Here is a 21431-nt window from a genome sequence, read left to right as displayed (position 1 = left end):
GGTGTAGGGTTGGCTTCGAATGTAACCATTATGAGTCTTAGGGATAAGGCGAAAAGTCTGAGAATGCACAAAGTTATATGAGCTCAACACCTGTAGAACGTGAATATTTCCTCGACTCGATCCGGGCATGGCTGATGCTGTTGGGGATCCCCTTTCACATTTCATTGATTTACTCCAGCCACACCTGGCATGTGAATAGCCAGATGCCCTCATGGTGGCTCACGCTGTTTAATGACTTTATCCATGCCTTCCGTATGCAGGTGTTTTTTGTCATATCCGGCTATTTCTCCTACATGCTGTTCTTACGCTACCCGGTAAAACGCTGGTGGAAAGTGCGCGTGGAGCGTGTGGGCATTCCGATGTTGACCGCCATTCCCCTGCTGACATTGCCGCAGTTTATTATGTTGCAGTACGTCAAAGGCAAGGCGGAGAACTGGCCAAATCTGACGCTGTATGAAAAGTACAATACCCTGGTCTGGGAACTGGTGTCTCACCTGTGGTTCCTGCTGGTCCTGGTGGTGCTCACCACGGTCAGCCTGGTCATTTTCAGCCGCCTGCGCCATCGCCTGAGTACCCAGGCCGATACCTTCTTCGCCAATATTACGCTGGGTAAACTGTCTCTGCTCTTTTTGCTGCTGGGTATCGCCTATGCGGCCGTGAGACGCACGCTATTTATCGTGTATCCGCCGATACTGAGTGACGGGCTGTTCAATTTCGTCGTGATGCAGTCGCTGTTTTACATCCCCTTCTTTTTAGCCGGTGCGCTGGCATTTATTCATCCCAAACTTAAATCGCTGTTTACCACCCCGTCGCCATGGTGCGCCCTGGGTGCCGCTATCGCGTTTGCGGCCTATCTATTAAATCAGCGCTATGGCAGCGGCGATGGCTGGATGTATGAAACAGAAAGCGTGATCACCATGCTGCTGGGCCTGTGGATGGTGAATGTGGTCTTCGCGCTGGGACACCGCTTGCTGAACTTTAAGTCCAGCCGCGTGACCTACTTCGTCAATGCTTCACTGTTTATTTACCTGGTGCACCACCCGCTGACGCTATTCTTCGGCGCTTATATCACGCCACATATTGCGTCCAACACGCTGGGTTTCTTTACCGGACTGGTCTTTGTGATTGGGATTGCCATCGTGCTCTATGAAATCCATCTGCGGATCCCGCTCCTGCGTTTCCTCTTTTCAGGAAAACCACAGGCTAAAGCCTCATAAACAAACGCGGCGCACTGAGTGCGCCGCGTTTGTTTTAGCTCTCTACGTCCTGTCCACGCTGCGTGAGAAGCCGCTGATAAAGGTGCGTGGTTTCTTCGTCGAAACAGACAAAAATCACCTTTTCAGGCATCGGCTTGAGGGAGAGGTATCGGTAAACGGTCTCTACCGCGATCGTGGCAGCGGCAGGTTTTGGATATCCGTATACCCCAGTGCTGATAGCCGGAAAAGCCATCGTCTTATAGCCGTTATCCGCTGCCAGGCGCAGGCAGTTGCGGTACGCCTCCTCCAGAATACTCGCCTCATGCCGATCGCCGCCATGCCATACAGGCCCCACAGCGTGAATCACCGCTTTGGCAGGAAGATCTCCCGCGAGGGTAATCACCGCATGACCCGGGGGACATTCACCCTGCTGCTGACGCACAGCTTTACAGGCCTCAAGGAGCTGCGGTCCTGCAGCCCGGTGGATTGCGCCGTCAACACCGCCCCCGCCCATCAGTGATGGATTGGCCGCATTAACGATCACGTCGACGTGCATCGTCGTAATATCGCCATGAATGACTTCAATTTGCGGTTTCATACGTACCCTCTGCTACCCGCCTTTTTCTTAAGTGTATCGCAGAGGAGGTATGGATAAAAAACTATCGGGGAAAAACCTCTTCCGCCGGGGAGCGGAAGAGCGAGAATTAACGATACTGAATTTGAACAACCGCGAGCGTTTTTTCGGGATTAAGGTACTTCATGCTGAGAGTTGCGAGGCTGGAATCGTTGACCTGACCGTTAAGTACATCTTCATAGCTGACCCTGCGCGTTTGCATCCGATTATTATCCGGACATGTCATTGCAAACGCGTCATGATGCGGTGTCACCACGCAGGGGTCTGCGACAATAGCGCCGCGAAAATGAATCACACCACCATCGACAATCGTGGCTGAAAAAGCGGGAGTAATAAATGCAGAGAGGATCAAACCTAAACCATAAACCCGTCGGGCTAAATATTTGGTCACTATATGTACTCCTCAATGAAAGTCGTCCTTGAGGGGTAAACGCGCTCCGTTAGGGGAAACAAAGCATCACGTTATGGAACAGCACTGCACAGTTCCTGATAACAGCATAGCTCAACCGCGCACGCCCGCCATATCCACAACGTCTTGATTTCATAATCATTAGAGCGCACTTCCCGCCGGGGACCATTGCTGTGATAAATGAAGCGATTTCCCGTCAGAGACAGTGACAGTAATGTTCACCTTGTCTCCGGAATCTATATTTAAACTCAGCCGCATTAAATCAATCGTCTGATTAGCGGGAATAAAAAGTGTGTTTTGTTGCCGTGAAGAACTTTGCCCCCCCTGCCCCTGTCGCAAAGAGACAATCTGCACCTGACATTCACACGGTTCCGTCAGAATAACCTGCGGAATAATGGTGGTCATATTTCCCTGTTGCGATGTTTTAAACGTGATCTGACTGGAAAGCGCCGCGAGGAGAATTAAGGTATTCATGATGAACTCCCGAAAAAAAACAGGGCAAATGCCCTGTTTTTTGTAGCACAGACTGGAAATTAATACTGATGTGCAGTCGCGTGGTTGCCAAAACCAACCTGCTGAACAGTCACAGTGGATCCGGATGCGGTTTGATCAACAGCAGCACCGTTGCCACCACCGTACTGGCTAACGTTCATCACCGAGTGGTTACCATTCCACTGGTCAAGCGTTGCGCTGTTACCGAAACCATTCTGAGTCAGACTAATTGAGCTGTCATCAGAGCCCTGACCAACGTCAGCACCGTTACCGCCGCCACTCTGATTAATGGTCAGTGTGGAATTTCTCGCACTGGTTTGCAAAGCGAGAGCCGAGTTACCGCCACCGTACTGGTAAATGCTCAGCGTTGAATTTGGACCACTGTCATGACCACCGTGGCCATGCCCGTTACCCCAACCGCCTTGATTAATACTACCGGCCATAGCACTACCAGAAACTACGATTGCTGCAATTGCTGCCACTTTGATAAATTTCATGGTAAACCCCCATCGGATTGATTAAAGTCGCCGCTAAATAACTAACGCTGAATAACGCGAATCGCCATTTGCGACTGTCTCTGCACTACAACTGCGGTTTTCTGCGTACCGTACTGCGTAATATTTGCTCTATTACCCGACCCTTTTTGGATAATTTTCGCACTATTACCATATCCATCTTGCGTAATACCTGCATCATTCGCGCTACCGCTCTGATCGATCCAGGCAATATTATAAGTCCCTGATTGATCAACTCTCGCTCTGTTGCCTGCTCCATCCTGAGAAACAATGGACAATAATTTTGACCCGTCCTGGCGAACCTGAGCATCATTTAACATGCCCTGCTGACCAATAATGGCTGCCTGATTTAATGATGAACGACTTAATTCATTAACCGTGAAGTTATATTCAGCGTTAGCCAAATCTGAATCAGCCGCGATTACAAATCCAGGCGCACCCAGTAATGTAAACATCATAAATAACGATGTATTTTTCATGTTGTCACCCTGGACCTGGCTATTTGATAACGCCATAACCTTGTTACTGTGACTTCGTGTTAGAACGACTCGTAATTTGTTAACGCGTCGTTACGGTGATGAGTATGTCTGCCGAAACATTTTAAATATCTCACCCGCGTGGCTTATTTTTATTTATCACGTCACCTCAAAGTAGTAATTCCATGCAAAAAAACGTTATAGATCGGGGTTCTTATTTTTCTATTAAGCCTTTCTTAATAATCGATTGTGCAGCGGGACGAGAGGGGTAAAGCCCCCATGCAACGGACGCTAAACGAAACGCCAGGAGGACATTTTACACAACACGTGACACGAGACCTGTTTTCTTAAGACGCAGCATCGTTCATTCCAGGACTTAGAAAATCTCTGTGACTCATACCTCTTTACGGGAAGAAATAAATAATTAATATTCATAAAAATCAAACAATTATAAATATTTGTATGATTTTTAAAATCTGTGCAGGGTTATTTACATGTACAACTTTCTTATCATTCCACAACATTTAAAAGAGTCCATTTTCACAAATTAATATTGATTTTTACATCCTGTTACACGTTTAACACTTGCTTTAAAGTTAGTAATAGCTAGATTGAAATCAGATGTACGAAATTTGTTTTATATTTACCTCCTGCTGGAGGTTATGGTTTTTTTCTTCACACAGCAGTGCAACATCTGTCAGTACTTCTGGGGTCCTCTTTTTTATCTGGAGGACCGCTGTCAGGTGTCATAAAAAAGTGGGGTTTCATCATGTATAATGAAGTCCAAAGTTTACATGGTCATACGTTACTGTTGATCACAAAACCTTCGTTGCAAGCGACCGCTTTATTACAACATTTAAAGCAATCGCTGTCTCTGCACGGGAAATTACATAATATTCAACGTTCTTTTGATGATATTGCACCTGGCAGTATCATTCTGATTGATATGATGGAAGCAGATAAAAAGCTTATCCATTACTGGCAAGATAATTTAAGCAGGAAAAACAATAATATCCGCGTGTTATTATTGAATACCCCTGATGAGTATCCCTTCAGAGATATTGAAAGCTGGCCGCATATCAATGGTGTGTTCTATATCACGGAAGAAGAAGATCGGCTGGTCGAAGGTCTGCAGGGTATATTGCGTGGCGAGTGTTATTTTTCGCAAAAACTTGCCAGCTACCTCATCACGCACTCCGGAAATTACCGCTATAACAGTTCAGAGTCAGCGCTGCTAACGCACCGTGAGAAAGAGATCCTGAACAAATTGCGCATTGGTGCTTCAAATATTGAAATCGCCCGTTCGTTATTTATCAGCGAAAATACGGTAAAGACGCACCTTTATAATCTTTTCAAGAAGATAGCTGTTAAGAACCGAACTCAGGCTGTTTCATGGGCAAACGATAACCTCAGGCGTTAATCAAATGAAACGCACGTTGAGTTGGATCGCCGCAGCGAGTTTCATGCTCGCTGCCGGGAACGGACGGGCCGTCGAGGTCGAAGTTCCCGGATTGTTAACAGACCACACTGTCTCCTCGGTCGGGCACAATTTTTATCGTGCATTCAGTGACAAATGGGACAGTACATTTACTGGAAATATTACAATCAACGAGCGGCCCAGTGCACGATGGGGAAGTTGGATAACAATAACGGCTAATCAGGACGTTATTTATCAAACATTTTTATTCCCCACGAAAATAGACTTCGATAAAAACGTAGCCTTAGCATTGGCTCAATCAGAAGATGCTATTAATCGCCTGCAAATTGATAAAGCGCTATTAAGCACCAGCGATTTAGCAAAAGACGAATTCTAGCGAACCTATATCCGGAGGCTGTCATGCGTATTGCATATGCAGTTGTTTCGATAATGCTAATAACCCCTTTAAGCTGGGCCGGAAATATGACGTTCCAGTTCCGTAACCCTAACTTTGGCGGTAATCCCAATAATGGGGCGTTTCTGTTGAACGAAGCCCAGGCGCAAAACTCCTATAAGGATCCCAGCTTTAAGGATTTTAGCGTCGATACCCCATCGGCACTGGACAACTTCACGCAGGCTATCCAGTCGCAGATTTTGGGAGGGTTGCTGACCAACATTAATACCGGCAAACCCGGCCGAATGGTGACCAACGACTTCATTGTCGACATCGCCAACAAGGACGGACAACTCCAGTTGAACGTTACCGATCGAAAAACCGGGAAAACCTCCACCATTCAGGTTTCCGGTCTACAAAGTGATTCAACGAACTTTTAAACAACAACGAAATAAGGACAACGATCATGCAGCGCTTCCTGATATTTGTTGCAGTGTGCTTATTGAGCGGTTGTTTAACTGCTCCACCTAAAGAAGCTGCAAAACCAACATTAATGCCTCGGGCTCAAAGCTATCGAGATTTAACACATTTACCTGCGCCGACCGGTAAAATATTTGTCTCGGTTTACAACATTCAGGATGAAACGGGACAATTTAAACCTTATCCGGCAAGTAACTTCTCTACGGCAGTGCCACAGAGCGCCACCGCCATGCTGGTGACCGCCCTGAAAGATTCGCACTGGTTTATTCCTCTGGAACGTCAGGGTCTGCAGAACCTGTTAAATGAACGGAAAATTATTCGCGCTGCGCAGGAAAATGGCACCGTTGCGAATAATAACCGCATGCCGCTGGAATCACTGGCTGCGGCGAACGTCATGATCGAGGGATCGATTATCGGTTATGAAAGCAACGTTAAATCGGGTGGTGTGGGCGCGCGTTACTTTGGTATCGGTGCTGATACGCAATATCAGCTCGACCAAATCGCCGTAAACCTGCGTGTCGTCAACGTCAGCACGGGCGAAGTGCTCTCTTCGGTAACGACCAGCAAAACCATTCTTTCTTATGAAGTGCAGGCCGGGGTTTTCCGCTTCATCGATTACCAGCGTTTGCTGGAGGGTGAAATCGGGTATACCTCTAACGAACCGGTCATGATGTGTCTGATGTCAGCCATAGAAACCGGGGTAATCTTCCTGATTAATGATGGTATCGATCGTGGATTGTGGGACCTGCAGAACAAAGCAGAGGCGCAAAACCCGATACTGGTTAAATACCGCGATATGTCAGTGCCTCCGGAATCCTGACAGGAAGCGCATAAAAAAGGCGAGATCATCATCTCGCCTTTTTTTATTCACTTACCGCACTGATGTTTTGCGCTTTATCCCGTCTGGCGGCCAGCCAGAGGCCGCTGTTCTTCATGGCATAGCCAAACACCAACCCCAGCATTAGCGAGGGAAGCACCAGCGCCCAGTCCCCCTGCCCTGCAAACGTCGCGCATGCGCCCATAAAGGTACCGGGTACAAACGACAGCAGCATATGCTTTGCCTGGATACACATCAAAAACGCGACTAGGCCGGTCATGATATAGCCCAGGATCTCCAGATGCGGGGCCAGCGCGCTGCCCTTCATAATCACGAGTGCCCAGATAACACCGCTCATCAGGGTACAGCCAGAGATGAAAAGCCCTTTTATGCCGCCCTGCGGGCAGGCAAAGTAGGCCGTACAACCCAGAAACCCGGCCCAGCTGAGCAACCCGAGAGAGACCGCCACCCATCCCCATAGTCCGGAGAGAATGCCTGTCGTGAATGCAATACACAGTAATATGTTCATGGCGCGCATCTTAGCAGAAGCGCGCCATGGAAATGCGATCAGATGCACATTACGTGCAAGGTGAAATGTATGGTTGCAGAATTTATGTGACCTAAATCACTCTTCATCCTCTTCTTCCAGCTCATCCCACATTGCCGCAATGGCGTCGCGGGTCAGCGGAGCCAGCGTTCTCCAGAACGGCGAGGTCGCATGTGCTTCAACTTTGCCGAGGAAAGTACCGCACCACGGCAGCAGATACGCTTCGAAGAGCGTTTCGATAGCCTCGTTCTCATCATCAGCGGCGTGATCTTCAATCCAGGACGCAGCCAGCAGCAGCGTTCCGATATGGTCCGCAGGGGTATCCGTCAGCGGCATTCCGCGTTCAGAGAGAAACGCGCGCACTTCCGCTTCCGTCGCCCCTTCCTGCCAGGCTGAACGGTACGGCGAAACGCGGCATTCGTCGCCAATAAACAGTGCGTTGTAATCCGTTGAAATCTGCTGCATATCGCAACTTTTTTGCAGACGCTCCAGCAACTCATCCTGTTCCAGCGGCCAGTTTTGCGCCAGTTTCCCTTCACGAATCAGGGTAAAGAGTGGAACCAACAGCGGGTCTTGCGGCTGACGATAGAACAGCGTACCCAGCACGCGGCAAAGGATGGAAAACTCATTCATTTTTTTATTCCATTACACAATTAAAGATCGGCAAATTCATCAATCGGATCCATTCCGCGTGACTCGAGGAAATCAAGCATGCGGCGTGGGGTAACGTTAAGGATCCTGTCTTCCGGGAAATCCACGTCATTCAGTATTTTCAGGCATTCACTAAAATCACCCAGCGTAAACGCGGTATGGGAATCAGAACCCAGCGCCACCATGCCGCCTGCATCCCGTACCGCAGCTGCCACGGCGCGACAGTTTGCTTCACTGCCCTTACGCGAGTGAACAAAAGAAGAGTTATTGATCTCCAGCGCCACGCGGTGTTTCGCTGCCGCCTGGGCAACAGCCTCGATATCAATCGGGTATTTAGGATTACCCGGATGAGAAATAATGTGCACGTTGCCGCTGGCTATGGCAGCAATCATCGCTCGGGTGTTCGTCTCTTTATCCTGCGGCGCGAAAACCGGCTCGTGGAAACCGGCAAGGATCAGATCCAGAGAGGTCAGCATCGGTCCGGTACAGTCGATTTCACCGTCTGTATTTTTAATGTTTGCCTCGATGCCGCGCAGTATCCCAATACCGTCCACCAGACGTGGCCAGATCCGCATATTCACAAAATGCCAGTAGTGCGGCGCATCTGCCATGTCCGGGCCGTGATCGGTAATCGCAAAAAGCGTAATGCCCTTGCGTTTCGCTTGCGCGATATAATCATGGAGGTTGCTATACGCGTGGGTACTGGCGACGGTGTGCATATGCAGGTCAACGGGATACATCTTTCTCTCCTCTGCGGTTTTTCCAAAGGATAGCAGTTATCTGCAGCGAATATTAGCAAAAACCCGGCTAACGCCGGGTTTCACTCAGTAGCCGCGCTGTCTGTCGACCTGTCCGGTTACCGGATGGCCCTGCTCCATCTCACTGATGGTGTGGGTAATATAGGCCACAGCTTCCGCCGGACGCGTGACCGCTGCAATGTGCGGCGTCATCGCCACACGCGGATGTGCCCACAGCGGGCTTTCGGCCGGTAACGGCTCGCGGCTGTACACATCCAGCATCGCCCCTTTCAGTTTTCCGCTGTTCAGCGCCTGCAGCAGATCGGACTCAACAAGGTGTACCCCGCGCGCCAGGTTCATTACGTAACTCTGGTCAGCCAGTTGATTTAGCAGTGCACCATTGATAATCCCCACCGTTTCGGCCGTATTTGGCAGCAGGTTGATGAGCACGCGCGTACCGTTCAGGAACGCAGGAAGCTCATCAGCGCCGGCAAAACTTTCTACGCCCGGATAATCCTTGCGGCTACGGCTCCAGCAACGCAGTGGGAAGCCCCACGGGGCAAGTGCTTCAGCGACTTTTGAGCCGAGCACGCCAGCCCCGAGGATACCAATGGTAAAATCTTCGCGCTGATAATCCGGCAGCGGTTCCCAGTGGGATTGCTGTTTTAGTGCCTGATAGTCGTCGAAGCGGCGGAACCAGTGCAGCACCTGGCTGACAGCATACTCCTGCATTTGCTGGCCCATGCCGGTATCTTCCAGACGGAAAAGAGGGATCTCTTCCGGCAGCATTTCAGGGTGTGCTTTCAGTTTGCTCAGAATCGAATCCACGCCGGCGCCCAGCGCAAAAACGGCCTTCAGTTTACGGCCCTGGAGCATTTCTACCGGCGGATGCCAGACCAGCGCGTAGTCAGCATGTTCGTTATCACCACGTTTCCACTCACGCACGCGCGCCCCGGGCAACGCCGACGAAAGTGCCTTAATCCAGTAAGCAGTATCAAAAGTGGGGTGATAGAAGATTATATCCATAGTCATTCCTGCCTTTTATTGCGCTGTTTTGTGTTCATTTTCAACTGGATTGCCAGCATAACAAATTTTTCCCGCCACCGCGTTGTTGATAAAAAAGGCGCTTTCAGCACATTTAAAAGCCATGTTGACTGAAGTTTGTCTAAATGCGCTGATTTACTGAAAAAGTGAGTTGACGCCAGTTCGGCTTTTCCTTACATTAGCGCCCGTCCCGGCAACAACGGGATGACAATATGGTGAGGTGTCCGAGTGGCTGAAGGAGCACGCCTGGAAAGTGTGTATACGGCAACGTATCGGGGGTTCGAATCCCCCCCTCACCGCCATATTCAAGATAAGAGCTCGTACGAAAGTACGGGCTTTTTTCTTTTATATTCCCCGGACAGGGGGGGTGAGAATCCCCGACCGGGGTTCGACAACGGGCGACAGCCAGTTGGACAGACTGAGAGCGCAGCGAACAGGCTGCCCGCAGGGCGAGCGAAGCGAGTCAATCCCCCCCTCACCGCCATATTTAAGATGAGAGCTCGTACGAAAGTACGGGCTTTTTTCTTTTATATTCTCCGCCAGTGCAGCATGCGCCCTGAGCCCCTCTCCCGAAAGATTAATCTTCCACCATCCGCGCATACTCTTCGGTAAGAAAATCCACCAGTGCCCTGACAGACGGGAGTAACCCGCGTCTTGAAGGATACACAGCATGAATCACCTCACGTCGTGGCTCCCAGGCATCAAGTACGCGAATGAGGTCCCCTGACGCAAGCTGCTCTTTCACCATTAATATGGGCAACTGCACCACGCCGATACCCGCTATAGCCGCTTCACGCAATGCCAGCATATCGGTAGTGATCAGGCGAGGATGGTAATGGATTTCCGCCTTCGCCCCTTCGGGACCGCTCAGTTCCCATTTATGGATGTGTTTACCCTCGTTCGTGCTTAATCCAGGCCAGGCACTGAGTTCAGAGGGCACCAACGGTTTACCCATCCTTTGAATCAACGCCGGTCCAGCGACCAGGCAATGTCCCCGGTCAGCCAGTACCCTTAACACCAGATCGCTGTCATCGAACGGACGCGGGCGCACACGGATCGCGACATCAATCCCCTCCCCCACCAGGTCTACCCGCCGGTTGGTTGCCTCAAGCTGCAGCGCGATCCCTGGATAGCGCGCCATAAATCTCGCCAGCATCGGGCCAACATGGACATGCAACAATGTTATCGGGCAGGTGATCCTGACAATACCGCGCGGCTCAGCCTGTAACGCGGCCACCGCCTCCTCAGCAGCTTCTGCTTCCACCATCATCGCTTTACAGTGCTGATAGAAGGTCTGGCCAACTTCTGTCACCGTAAACTGCCGCGTTGTGCGATGTATTAACCGCACGCCAAGCCGCTCTTCCAGCTGAGCTATCCGGCGGCTTAGCCGGGACTTCGGCAAATCGAGCGCACGCCCCGCTGCAGCAAAACCACCGTAGTCGACCACCTTCACAAACCAGACGAAGTCATTGAGATCCTGCATAAATCCTCATCGTTCTATTTTCAGAACAGTGAATGCCATTTTCACTATCTACCGGGATATTAACGCTGAATATAAGCTAATTACATCAACAACGCTTCAGGAGTTCATCATGAAAAACGTAACAGGCGTGTATACCGCTCCCCGTCAACACTGGGTTGGTGATGGTTTCCCGGTACGTTCAATGTTTTCTTACCAGACGCACGGCGAACCGCTCAGCCCGTTTTTACTGCTGGACTATGCCGGGCCATACACCTTCCCGGCGGATGGGGCAAAGCGCGGCGTCGGCGAGCATCCGCACCGGGGTTTCGAAACGGTCACCCTCGTCTATTCCGGCGAAGTTGAACATCGCGATTCCACCGGCAGAGGCGGCGTAATAGGCCCCGGGGACGTGCAATGGATGACGGCGGGCGCTGGCATTTTGCACGAGGAGTTCCACTCCAGCGCGTTCGCGCAGAAAGGCGGTGAACTGAAAATGATGCAGCTGTGGGTCAACCTGCCTGCCAAAGACAAAATGGCGACGCCGGGCTACCAGAGCATCACTAAGGCGGATATCCCCGTGGTCACGCTGCCGGATAACAGCGGCTCGCTGCGGGTTATCGCAGGTCGCTACGAGGATGTTGCTGGCCCCGCGCACACCTTTTCGCCGCTAAACGTCTGGGACATCGCGCTCAATCAGGGTAGCCATCTCACGCTCAGTCAGCCGGAGGGCTGGAGCACGGCGCTGGTTGTGATGGAAGGCACCATTACGGTGAACGGAACAGCCCAGGCAGGCGAGGCACAGCTGGTTGTATTAAGCCAGCAAGGCGACACACTCCATCTGGAAGCGAGCCTCGATGCCAAAGTCCTGCTGATGGCCGGCGAACCGCTGAATGAACCCATCGTGGGCTATGGGCCGTTTGTGATGAACAGTAAAACCGAAATCGCGGAAGCCATTCGTGATTTCAACTCCGGCCGCTTCGGCCAGATCTGATGGTAATAAAGGAGAAGAAGATGTCTGCACCTGCAAATTTTAACGGCTCACGCCCGGTTATTGATGTAAACGATGCGGTGATGTTACTTATCGATCACCAGAGCGGACTTTTCCAGACCGTGGGGGATATGCCAATGCCAGAGTTGCGCGCACGTGCTGCGGCGCTGGCAAAAATCGCTACCCTGGCGAAGATCCCTGTGATCACCACCGCTTCTGTTCCGCAGGGACCGAATGGCCCCCTTATCCCGGAGATCCACGCTAATGCGCCACATGCGCAATACGTTCCACGTAAAGGTGAGATCAACGCCTGGGATAACCCGGAGTTTGTGGCTGCGGTGAAAGCCACGGGGCGCAAAACGTTGATCATCGCCGGCACCATCACCAGCGTCTGCATGGCGTTTCCCTCTATTAGCGCAGTCGCGGAGGGTTATAAAGTGTTTGCGGTTATTGATGCCTCCGGCACCTACAGCAAAATGGCTCAGGAGATCACCCTGGCGCGCGTGGTCCAGGCCGGGGTGGTACCAATGGATACCGCGGCGGTTGCCTCTGAGATCCAGCGGACATGGAACCGGGAAGATGCAGCCGAGTGGGCTGAAGTGTATACCCATATCTTCCCTGCCTATCAGTTGCTGATCGAAAGCTATACCAGAGCACAAGAGGTGATCACAAACAGCGAAGTGCTCGATTCACAGCGTTAATCACCGGCTCCACGGTCAAAAAGACGTGGAGCTGATTATTGCTTAACCGAACAAGCACTAAAGCAGAAAATCTGCTTGACCGTTTTAGCGCAACTCCCTATAGTAGCGCCCCGTTGCCCCCCAAGCGGTCAGGCAGCAAAACAATATGGTGAGGTGTCCGAGTGGCTGAAGGAGCACGCCTGGAAAGTGTGTATACGGCAACGTATCGGGGGTTCGAATCCCCCCCTCACCGCCATATTCAAGATGAGAGCTCGTACGAAAGTACGGGCTTTTTTCTTTTATATTCCCCGGACAGGACGCCCGCACAAAAAACAAAGCCCGGTTTCCCGGGCCTTGAACACAACGGCTAACTCAATAGTACGCTTGCAGCGTGCGCTGGCAGAGCGCTGAACGCACGCAGTCTTCTTTCGTGAAGCGTACCACCCCAATCATCTCATCTTCCTCAAAACGTGACATGGCGTCGCTCAGTCCGGACTTCACGCCCGACGGCAGATCGCACTGGGTAATATCACCATTGACGATGACCGTCACGTTTTCCCCGAGGCGCGTTAAAAACATCTTCATTTGCGCTGCGGTCACGTTCTGAGCCTCGTCAAGAATGACGACCGCATTTTCAAATGTACGTCCGCGCATATAAGCGAACGGCGCGATTTCCACCTTGCCAATCTCTGGTCGCAGACAGTACTGCATAAAGGATGCTCCCAGACGTTTCACCAGCACGTCATAGACGGGCCTGAAGTAAGGGGCAAACTTCTCTGAAATATCTCCGGGCAAGAAGCCAAGATCTTCATCAGCCTGCAGTACCGGACGGGTGACAATAATTCTCTCCACGTCTTTATGGATCAGCGCCTCTGCCGCTTTGGCTGCACTGATCCACGTTTTCCCGCATCCGGCTTCGCCGGTTGCAAAGATGAGCTGTTTACTCTCGATAGCATTCAGGTAGTGCGCCTGAGCCTCATTGCGCGCCACAATTGGAGAATTATCACGGCTGTCTCGGGCCATGCCAATTGCTTCTACGCCACTCATCTGCACAAGCGAGGTGACCGATTCTTCTTCACGCTGTTTATGACTACGTGAATCCCGTCTCAGCACACGTTTTGCTTCGCGACGAGCTTTGATCACTGCTTTTTGTCTTCCCATGGATAGCACCTTGAGTTGTTGGTATTCATCACACGTGCCAGTTTCAGCACGATTATGCGCACGAACATCAGAGGGTTGGCTTCCTTGTAAGCCATTGCTTGCTTTACCGGATGACGCAACAGAACGGCTACGCGCACCATTCTGCACGTCGGTCGAAAGAGATTCTTGAGTCGAGGGGGATAATTTTGTGGTGAGGAAATCGCTGCCGGAGTCTGAGCCTCCGCGCCGGGTGCTGCGGGTGTTGTGTTTACCATGTCCAGTACAGGACGCAACCATTCGCGATCTCCATAGTGATTCAGCATCACTGCCGGGAACTACCGCTGTCTTATCTTAAGTACATCAGGAGTTATCATAAATGCAACATTTATTTTACCTGAGCGTAACTTTAAGACTGTCCCTACAGTGGAAATCAGTCTCATACAGGAATATTACAGAAATATAACAGCAGGACAGGCATATGAAAAAATAATGTCCCCGCGAATTATCGCAGGGACAATTATCAGGCTTCAATCAACCCTTGAGCGAGATAGGCGTTGCGATCGCGTGCGCCAGGCAGGGCAAAGAAATAACCGCCGCCGATGGGTTTAATGTACTCTTCCAGCGCTTCCCCGTTCAAGCGTTTCTGTACGGTCAGGAAGCCCTTCTCCAGGTCGTGCTGATAGCACACAAACAGCAGCCCCATATCGAGCTGGCCGGCGTTGGTTACGCCAAGTGAATAGCTATATCCCCGACGCATCATCAGGCTGGATTGTGTCTCTTTGGTACGCGGATTGGCCAGGCGGATATGGCTGTCCAGCGCGATGACATCGCCATTCGGATCGCTGGCGTAGTCAGGCACATCATGCTCGTTCTTCATCCCGAGCGGAGCGCCACTCTGTTTATCGCGGCCAAAAATCGTCTGCTGCTCTTTGAGCGGCGTACGGTCCCAGAACTCCACGTGGAACTGAATAATCCGCACCGCCTGATAACTTCCACCCACAGCCCATGCCGGCTCGCCCTGATCGGCCGTCACCCAGACCACCTCTTTCATGAGCGGATCATTACGGCTGTCCGGGTTGGCCGTGCCGTCTTTAAAGCCCAGCAGGTTTACGGGCGTCTCTTTCCCTTTGCTGCGGGCGGCATGGTCAGAGATAAACCCTTCCCGCTTCCAGCGAACGCTCAGCAGATCCGGCGTGTGCTTGATGATGTCGCGCAGCGCGTGGATCACCGTATCCTGGGTGTTGGCGCAAATTTGCAGGAGCAGATCGCCATGGCAGAGAGCAGCATCCAGAGAGTCATTCGGGAAACGCGTCATTTTCTGCAGCGCTTTTGGCTTCTGTTTTGCCAGCCCGTAGCGCGCATCAAACAGCGACTCACCGAGCGAAACGGTTATCGTCAGGTTATCCGGAGCGATAAATGCCCCGAGGATACCGGAGTCCATCGGCGGCAGACGCGGGTTAGGCGTGTCCGGCGCCGGACCACCGGCGGTGAGAAACGCGATGCGCGTCGTCAGCAGGCGGAACAAACGCTCAAGATCGGCTTTATCGCTTGCCAGCGAATCAAAAGCCACCAGCATCATGGAGGCCTGCTGTGGCGTCAAAATGCCCGACTGATGCTCACCATAAAAAGGCTGCGTCTCCATGCGTGCATTGGGTGACAGCGTGCCGGGAGCGCTTTGCGGTTTCGCCGCATGCGCCACCGGGCACCCTCCGGCCAGAGCAAGGGCGCCCCCCAGCGCCCCTACCCCTTTTAACAATCGACGACGTGAAGGTTCCACCACGTCGTGTTCATTCTGCTTGTTCATCGTGCTTAATCCAGACCCAGTACGCCACGCAGCAGGGAGAGATCTTCCGCCAGTGTGGTAATCGGGCCTTTCAGCGCGTTACGGTCGGCATCGGTCAGTTTATCGTAGGTTTCAAACCCGTCTTTGGTACGGTACTTCGCCAGAATGGTGTCGACTTTTTTGAAGTTGGCATCCACTTTCGCCAGCAGTTCGCTGTTATCTTTCTGCAGCTGAGGACGTAGCAGATCGACAATTTTCTGCGCGCCATCGACGTTCGCCTGGAAGTCCCACAGGTCGGTGTGGCTGTAACGGTCTTCTTCACCGCTGATTTTACTTGCCGCCACTTCTTCAATCAGACCCGCGGCACCGCCCACCACTTTTGATGGCGGGAAGGCCAGCTCACTGATGCGTTTTTGCAGCTCAAGCACGTCACTGTTCAGCTGATCGGCATATTTATCCATCCCTTTGAGAGTGTTATCGCCAAACAGGGCTTTCTCCAGACGGTGGAAGCCGGTAAATTTCGGGTCGGCGGCTTTCTGCTCAAAATCATCTTCACGGGCATCAATGCTGCCATCCAGGTCAGAGAACAACTCGGCAATCGGCTCAATCCGCTCGTAATGCTGGCGGGTTGGCGCATACAGGGATTTCGCTTTCGCGATATCGCCCGCTTTTACTGCATCGGTGAAGGCTTTGGTACCGGTAGCCAGGTCCGCCGTCTCTTTGATGACATAGGCTTTATAAGCAGTAATCGCATCACCCAGGCTCAACAGGGCCGTGCCTTTTCCGGCGTCCGCCGTGGCGTTGCCCTTCACGATAAGCTTGCCTTTAGGGTTCGTCAGCAGCCCGCAGGTCATCTCATATTCACCCGGCTGCAGGTTGGCGGTCATCTTCTGACTAAAGCCTGGCGCGATATTTTCACGCTCTTCCACCACCATGACGCCTTTCAGGATTTCCCACTCCAGCGCCTTCTGGCTGTGGTTCTGAATAATAAACTGGGTTTTGCCGCTGTTGACCGTGATGGTCATTGGCTCGCACTGCTTATCATTGACCGAAACCTTGACCTGCGGAACATCCGCGCCCCAGGCGGAAAATGCTGAAGCGAACAGCGCGGCAATGCCTGCGCATAACGCACTACGACGGAACTGAATTGCCATGACTCTTCCCTTTAAAAGTATGTTGTAACTAATGCAGTCAGATTACGGCGCAACGCGCGACGTCTGAGTGCCGGTGCGCGGCGGCATGGCAAACAGCACCAGCGCCGGAACCAAATAGATAAAGTACATCGCCACTTCGCTGACGCTCGGCGTTTCCTGGTAACCAAAAATACCTTCGAGCAAGGTACCGGTCAGGGAGTGCGTTGAGAGCACATTACTGAGGTCGAACGCCACTTCCTGGAAGTGATTCCACAGGCCCGCTTCGTGGAAAGCGCGGATCGCTCCCGCCGCCAGCCCAGCGGCCACCAGCAGAATAAACAGGCTGGTCCATTTAAAGAACGCACCCAGGTTAAGACGAATGCCGCCCCAGTAGAGCAGGAAGCCCAGCACCACCGCAGTGGCCAGACCCAGCATCGCACCCAGCGGTGGCCAGATCCCCACATCCTGCTGAAATGCCGCCAGCAGGAAGAAAACCGACTCCAGCCCTTCCCGCGCCACAGCGAAAAAGACCATCATGATCAGCGCCCAGCCGTGGTTATTGCCCTTTTGCAGGGCGTTATCCACCGCCTGCTCCAGCTGCACCTTCACGTTGCGGGACACTTTACGCATCCAGAACACCATCCAGGTGAGGATTACCACGGCAATGACGGCCACGATCCCTTCAAACAACTCTTGCTCTTTCTGGGGAAACTCACCGGTGGTTTCATTGATAAGAATGCCGAGGCCCAGACAGAGTGCTGCGGCGAGGAATACCCCTATCCACATGACACCAATCCAGCGTCCACGCTGGGTTCGCTTCAGATAACTGGCGATGAGGCTGACGATGAGGGCCGCTTCGAGACCTTCACGTAACATAATGAGAAATGGAACAAACATGCCGACACCTTAAATGTTTATCGCGGTCAACTGATGCAAAGAAAGGTAAATTCTTGTGATAGTGATTATCATTACGCCAGCAAGAAAAACAAGCGAAATGTGTGTTGTTTTGATGACGAGTTGTAAACACCCAGCCTGGTAATAATTGCTGGCGTTATCGTTAAGTTTATAAGTTATAGCGAAAATGCCCATTTACGGTTAATCAGGGCTGTGGCTAAATATCTGCCTCAAAAACCAACTGAAAATTAACCATGTTTAACATTATCCATTTCCTGCTGGCGCTGGTGATTATTCTTGCGCTTGCCTGGCTGGTGAGTTTCGACCGCCGAAAAATTCGCATTCGTTTTGTTTTACAGCTGATTGTCATTGAAATAGCCCTGGCGTTCTTTTTCCTGCATGCCGAAAGCGGGCTGTTCATTATTAAATATGTCTCGGGATTCTTTGAGTCACTGCTGAAATTCGCGGCTGAAGGCACCAATTTCGTCTTTGGCGGGATGGGTGAAAAAGGACTGGCGTTCATTTTCCTCGGCGTACTCTGCCCGATTATTTTTATCTCCGCACTGATTGGTATTCTTCAGCACTGGCGAATTCTGCCGATTTTTATTCGGGTAATCGGGACACTGCTGTCAAAACTGAATGGCATGGGTAAGCTGGAATCGTTCAACGCGGTGAGCTCGCTGATCCTCGGACAGTCTGAAAACTTTATTGCCTACAAGGGTGTACTGGGCGACCTCTCCTCTCGTCGTCTCTTCACCATGGCAGCCACGGCCATGTCGACGGTATCCCTGTCGATTGTCGGTGCCTATATGACCATGCTCGACGCCAAATTTGTCGTTGCCGCACTCATCCTGAACATGTTCAGCACCTTTATTATTCTCTCCATTATCAACCCGGCGCGCCCGGAAGCAGAGCCGGACATCAAGCTTGAAAAGCTGCACGAGTCCCAGAGCTTCTTCGAAATGCTTGGCGAGTATATTCTGGCCGGTTTTAAAGTGGCGATGATTATTCTGGCGATGCTGATTGGCTTTATTGCCCTTATTAGCGCCGTTAACGCCCTCTTCTCCAGCGTATTTGGTATGAGCTTCCAGCAGATCCTGGGCTATGTATTTTATCCGCTGGCGTGGCTGGTTGGTATTCCGCTGAGCGACGCGTTGAATGCCGGCAGTATTATGGCAACCAAGCTGGTCGCAAATGAATTTGTGGCAATGATTGAGCTGCAAAAAATTGCGCATCAGATGTCACCACGCGGACTGGGCATTTTGTCCGTTTTCTTGGTGTCGTTCGCTAACTTTGCCTCTATCGGCATTGTGGCCGGGGCGATCAAAGGCCTGAACGAGCAACAGGGGAACGTGGTATCGCGTTTTGGCTTACGTCTGGTGTATGGCGCGACGCTGGTCAGTTTGCTGTCCGCCAGCTTTGCAGGACTGGTGCTGTAAGCGATAACGGCGGGTTCTCCCGCCGTTTTTCATTAAAACTGCACGCACACCGGTTGATCGACCCGCATCACCGACTCCTGCGCGAAGCGTGATTTATAAATACCGCGCAACGCTTCAATATTCTTCTCGCTCTGCGCATCTTTACCGTGGATCAGCATAAGCGCCTTGCTCGGTTCACGCGCCACTTTCCCGTCGTTACCCAGCCACTGCCCGCGCGCATCAAAGACCGTCAGGCCATCGCGAAAACGCGGCGTCACGTCCTGGTCAACGAACTGCTGCCACTCGCCGGTGGTGATTTGCGCCCCTGCGGGACGGTTTAGCCCGAAATAGAGCGTGGTTTGCTGCATCTGGTTATCCGCTTTGCAGGTCTCCATCGCCGCGTGTTGCGACGGCATACTGCAGCCCGCCAGCATCAATAATGCCGCTGCCATTACCCCTGTTTTGATTGTCATGCTTCGCTATCCTCATTGTTATAAGCACAGCGATATCATCGTAAATTGCGGATTTTGGCAAGAAAAAAGCCGGGTAAGCGCACGCGCTTACCCGGCCTGACTATCAGCGAAAAAGATTACTCAGCCTGCAGCTTAGACGGCGGTGCAGTGTGATAGTGTTCGTCTGCTTCAGCAAAACGTTTCTGCATTGAGGCAGAAGGCGCTTTACCCAGCAGGCTGAACACCACAATGCCGATACTGCCGAAGATGAAGCCCGGGATAATTTCGTACAGACCGAGCCAGGCGAACTGCTTCCAGACGATAACGGTAAGCGCACCGATAATCATCCCCGCCAGCGCGCCGTTGCGGGTCATGCGCGACCACAGCACCGAGAAGAGCACCACCGGACCAAACGCCGCACCAAAGCCCGCCCACGCGTAGCTCACCAGGCCCAGCACGCGGTTCTCAGGGTTTGCCGCCAGCGCAATGGCAATTAAGGCCACCACCAGCACCATGAAACGCCCCACCCATACCAGCTCTTTCTGGCTCGCATCTTTACGCAGGAACGCTTTGTAGAGGTCTTCGGTGATTGCACTTGAGCAGACCAGTAGCTGGCAGCTCAGGGTGGACATCACGGCCGCCAGGATCGCGGAGAGCAGAATACCGGCAATCCACGGGTTGAACAGAATGCCCGCCAGTTCGATGAACACACGCTCGGCGTTCTGGTTTACTGCACCTGCCTGCGCCGGGTTATTGTTGAAGTAAGCGATGCCGAAGAAACCAACCGCACAGGCACCCGCCAGACAGAGGATCATCCACGTCATACTGATACGACGGGCATGAACAATCGTGTGGTGAGAGTCAGCGGCCATGAAGCGCGCCAGAATGTGCGGCTGACCGAAGTAGCCCAGACCCCAGCCCATCAGAGAAACGATGGCGACAAAGTTCAGCCCTTTCAGCATGTCGACGTTTTCAATGCTCTTCTGCTTAATCACTTCCAGCGAATCAGCAAAGCCGCCGACGGTGAAGATGACAATGACTGGCGTCAGGATCAGAGCGAAGATCATCAGGCTCGCCTGCACGGTGTCAGTCCAGCTTACGGCCAGGAAACCGCCCACGAAGGTATAGAGAATGGTTGCCGCAGCACCGGCCCACAGCGCCGTTTCATAGCTCATGCCGAAGGTGCTTTCGAACAGGCGCGCACCGGCCACAATACCAGAGGCACAATAGATGGTGAAGAACACGAGGATAACCAGCGCAGAGATAATGCGCAGCACGCGGCTGTTATCTTCAAAGCGTCCGGTGAAGTAATCCGGCAGGGTCAACGCATTGTTGTTGGCTTCGGTATGCACGCGCAGACGGCCTGCAACCAGCTTCCAGTTGATCCATGCCCCGACGGTCAGGCCAATGGCGATCCAGCTTTCAGAAATACCGGAGATGAAAATCGCCCCCGGCAGCCCCATCAGCAGCCAGCCGCTCATGTCGGACGCGCCCGCAGAGAGTGCGGTAACCATCGGCCCTAAGCTACGCCCGCCCAGAATGTAGTCGTCAAAGTTCTTTGTTGAACGCCATGCCAAAAACCCTATCAGGATCATGCCAAATATATAAACGAGAAATGTCACCAGCATCGGTGTGCTAATTGCCATTCAAATTCTCCAAAATGTCGAGCGAC

24 protein-coding genes, 2 tRNA genes and 1 other RNA gene are annotated in these 21431 nt (G+C 52.1%); 11 read left to right on the top strand and 16 right to left on the bottom strand.

Translation table 11 applies throughout. From position 1 onward, the window contains the following. The first annotated feature begins 77 nt into the window (after positions 1 to 77). Positions 78 to 1217 carry a glucans biosynthesis protein MdoC gene (mdoC, locus tag AC2FAP_RS03085; RefSeq protein ID WP_014169528.1) on the top strand — a complete coding sequence of 380 codons (1140 nt, stop codon included), beginning with the start codon at positions 78 to 80 and terminating at the stop codon, positions 1215 to 1217. Between the two features lie 34 nt (positions 1218 to 1251). On the opposite strand, the gene ymdB is transcribed toward mdoC, so the two are convergent. From ymdB to csgB, 5 genes are all read right to left on the bottom strand, one after another. Next, complete coding sequence (gene ymdB / locus AC2FAP_RS03080; protein WP_014169527.1) at positions 1252 to 1794, bottom strand: O-acetyl-ADP-ribose deacetylase; 543 nt, start codon at positions 1792 to 1794, stop codon at positions 1252 to 1254. 106 nt (positions 1795 to 1900) lie between these two features. After that, entirely contained in the window at positions 1901 to 2221 is a 321-nt protein-coding gene (locus AC2FAP_RS03075) for a fimbrial protein (RefSeq protein WP_014169526.1), read from the bottom strand. 159 nt (positions 2222 to 2380) lie between these two features. After that, a complete protein-coding gene (gene csgC / locus AC2FAP_RS03070; RefSeq protein WP_014169525.1) occupies positions 2381 to 2713 on the bottom strand; it encodes a curli assembly chaperone CsgC in 333 nt (110 codons plus the stop codon). Between the two features lie 59 nt (positions 2714 to 2772). Further along, positions 2773 to 3228, bottom strand: a complete 456-nt coding sequence (gene csgA, locus AC2FAP_RS03065; protein WP_014169524.1) for a curli major subunit CsgA — start codon at positions 3226 to 3228, stop codon at positions 2773 to 2775. 41 nt (positions 3229 to 3269) lie between these two features. Continuing rightward, positions 3270 to 3725 (bottom strand): curli minor subunit CsgB, encoded by a 456-nt coding sequence (csgB, locus tag AC2FAP_RS03060; protein ID WP_020884698.1) that lies wholly within the window; start codon positions 3723 to 3725, stop codon positions 3270 to 3272. 766 nt (positions 3726 to 4491) lie between these two features. On the opposite strand from csgB, the gene csgD reads away from it, so the two are divergent. The 4 genes from csgD to csgG are packed head-to-tail and all read left to right on the top strand — an operon-like array spanning position 4492 to position 6833. Beyond that, positions 4492 to 5142, top strand: coding sequence for a biofilm master transcriptional regulator CsgD (csgD, locus tag AC2FAP_RS03055; protein ID WP_020884699.1), 651 nt, complete (start codon positions 4492 to 4494; stop codon positions 5140 to 5142). A gap of 4 nt (positions 5143 to 5146) precedes the next feature. Further along, positions 5147 to 5536, top strand: coding sequence for a curli production assembly/transport protein CsgE (gene csgE / locus AC2FAP_RS03050; RefSeq protein ID WP_041162532.1), 390 nt, complete (start codon positions 5147 to 5149; stop codon positions 5534 to 5536). Between the two features lie 23 nt (positions 5537 to 5559). After that, on the top strand, positions 5560 to 5973 hold the full coding sequence (gene csgF / locus AC2FAP_RS03045; protein ID WP_014169520.1) for a curli production assembly/transport protein CsgF: 414 nt from the start codon (positions 5560 to 5562) through the stop codon (positions 5971 to 5973). 26 nt (positions 5974 to 5999) lie between these two features. Then, positions 6000 to 6833 carry a curli production assembly/transport protein CsgG gene (csgG, locus tag AC2FAP_RS03040; protein ID WP_014169519.1) on the top strand — a complete coding sequence of 278 codons (834 nt, stop codon included), beginning with the start codon at positions 6000 to 6002 and terminating at the stop codon, positions 6831 to 6833. Between the two features lie 43 nt (positions 6834 to 6876). On the opposite strand, the gene AC2FAP_RS03035 is transcribed toward csgG, so the two are convergent. The 4 genes from AC2FAP_RS03035 to ghrA form a co-directional block, all read right to left on the bottom strand. Continuing rightward, the gene (locus AC2FAP_RS03035) at positions 6877 to 7359 is read right to left on the bottom strand and encodes a DUF1097 domain-containing protein (protein ID WP_262105449.1); all 483 of its coding nucleotides are present in this window, start codon (positions 7357 to 7359) and stop codon (positions 6877 to 6879) included. Positions 7360 to 7455: 96 nt separating this feature from the next. After that, complete coding sequence (locus AC2FAP_RS03030; RefSeq protein WP_020884703.1) at positions 7456 to 8010, bottom strand: TorD/DmsD family molecular chaperone; 555 nt, start codon at positions 8008 to 8010, stop codon at positions 7456 to 7458. A 20-nt stretch (positions 8011 to 8030) separates the two neighbouring features. Then, positions 8031 to 8768 (bottom strand): phosphatase, encoded by a 738-nt coding sequence (locus AC2FAP_RS03025; protein ID WP_014169516.1) that lies wholly within the window; start codon positions 8766 to 8768, stop codon positions 8031 to 8033. A gap of 84 nt (positions 8769 to 8852) precedes the next feature. Beyond that, positions 8853 to 9791, bottom strand: coding sequence for a glyoxylate/hydroxypyruvate reductase GhrA (ghrA, locus tag AC2FAP_RS03020; RefSeq protein WP_250368772.1), 939 nt, complete (start codon positions 9789 to 9791; stop codon positions 8853 to 8855). A gap of 232 nt (positions 9792 to 10023) precedes the next feature. Here ghrA and AC2FAP_RS03015 point away from each other — a divergent pair. Both AC2FAP_RS03015 and AC2FAP_RS03010 read left to right on the top strand, forming a co-directional pair. Further along, positions 10024 to 10111: transfer RNA gene (locus tag AC2FAP_RS03015), tRNA-Ser, on the top strand. A gap of 45 nt (positions 10112 to 10156) precedes the next feature. Next, a non-coding RNA gene (locus tag AC2FAP_RS03010) (RtT sRNA) lies at positions 10157 to 10293 on the top strand. Between the two features lie 93 nt (positions 10294 to 10386). Here AC2FAP_RS03010 and AC2FAP_RS03005 read toward each other — a convergent pair. Continuing rightward, complete coding sequence (locus AC2FAP_RS03005) at positions 10387 to 11292, bottom strand: LysR family transcriptional regulator (RefSeq protein ID WP_047744312.1); 906 nt, start codon at positions 11290 to 11292, stop codon at positions 10387 to 10389. A 109-nt stretch (positions 11293 to 11401) separates the two neighbouring features. Between AC2FAP_RS03005 and AC2FAP_RS03000 the strand changes: the two genes are divergently transcribed. The 3 genes from AC2FAP_RS03000 (at position 11402) to AC2FAP_RS02990 (ending at position 13195) form a co-directional block, all read left to right on the top strand. Beyond that, the gene (locus AC2FAP_RS03000; RefSeq protein WP_020884706.1) at positions 11402 to 12262 is read left to right on the top strand and encodes a pirin family protein; all 861 of its coding nucleotides are present in this window, start codon (positions 11402 to 11404) and stop codon (positions 12260 to 12262) included. A gap of 20 nt (positions 12263 to 12282) precedes the next feature. Further along, on the top strand, positions 12283 to 12960 hold the full coding sequence (locus AC2FAP_RS02995) for an isochorismatase family protein (RefSeq protein WP_020884707.1): 678 nt from the start codon (positions 12283 to 12285) through the stop codon (positions 12958 to 12960). A gap of 147 nt (positions 12961 to 13107) precedes the next feature. Further along, positions 13108 to 13195, top strand: a tRNA-Ser gene (locus AC2FAP_RS02990). Between the two features lie 116 nt (positions 13196 to 13311). Here AC2FAP_RS02990 and phoH read toward each other — a convergent pair. From phoH to efeU, 4 genes are all read right to left on the bottom strand, one after another. Then, positions 13312 to 14100 (bottom strand): phosphate starvation-inducible protein PhoH, encoded by a 789-nt coding sequence (phoH, locus tag AC2FAP_RS02985; protein ID WP_024908976.1) that lies wholly within the window; start codon positions 14098 to 14100, stop codon positions 13312 to 13314. Positions 14101 to 14599: 499 nt separating this feature from the next. Beyond that, positions 14600 to 15883: an iron uptake transporter deferrochelatase/peroxidase subunit gene (gene efeB / locus AC2FAP_RS02980; protein ID WP_020884708.1), complete on the bottom strand. Its 1284-nt coding sequence runs from the start codon at positions 15881 to 15883 to the stop codon at positions 14600 to 14602. 5 nt (positions 15884 to 15888) lie between these two features. Next, complete coding sequence (gene efeO / locus AC2FAP_RS02975; RefSeq protein WP_138013725.1) at positions 15889 to 17016, bottom strand: iron uptake system protein EfeO; 1128 nt, start codon at positions 17014 to 17016, stop codon at positions 15889 to 15891. Between the two features lie 42 nt (positions 17017 to 17058). Beyond that, the gene (gene efeU, locus AC2FAP_RS02970; protein ID WP_020884710.1) at positions 17059 to 17892 is read right to left on the bottom strand and encodes an iron uptake transporter permease EfeU; all 834 of its coding nucleotides are present in this window, start codon (positions 17890 to 17892) and stop codon (positions 17059 to 17061) included. Between the two features lie 251 nt (positions 17893 to 18143). Between efeU and AC2FAP_RS02965 the strand changes: the two genes are divergently transcribed. Continuing rightward, a complete protein-coding gene (locus tag AC2FAP_RS02965) occupies positions 18144 to 19328 on the top strand; it encodes a NupC/NupG family nucleoside CNT transporter (protein ID WP_014169507.1) in 1185 nt (394 codons plus the stop codon). A gap of 32 nt (positions 19329 to 19360) precedes the next feature. On the opposite strand, the gene AC2FAP_RS02960 is transcribed toward AC2FAP_RS02965, so the two are convergent. After that, positions 19361 to 19780 (bottom strand): DUF3574 domain-containing protein, encoded by a 420-nt coding sequence (locus AC2FAP_RS02960; RefSeq protein WP_063156151.1) that lies wholly within the window; start codon positions 19778 to 19780, stop codon positions 19361 to 19363. A gap of 116 nt (positions 19781 to 19896) precedes the next feature. Continuing rightward, positions 19897 to 21405: a sodium/proline symporter PutP gene (gene putP / locus AC2FAP_RS02955; RefSeq protein WP_446489032.1), complete on the bottom strand. Its 1509-nt coding sequence runs from the start codon at positions 21403 to 21405 to the stop codon at positions 19897 to 19899. Between the last annotated feature and the right edge of the window lie 26 nt (positions 21406 to 21431).

The sequence above is a fragment of the Enterobacter cloacae complex sp. 394I7 genome (assembly GCF_057320345.1).
Note: the sequence above shows the minus strand (reverse complement) of the source record. Positions and strands in the feature narration are given on the sequence as shown.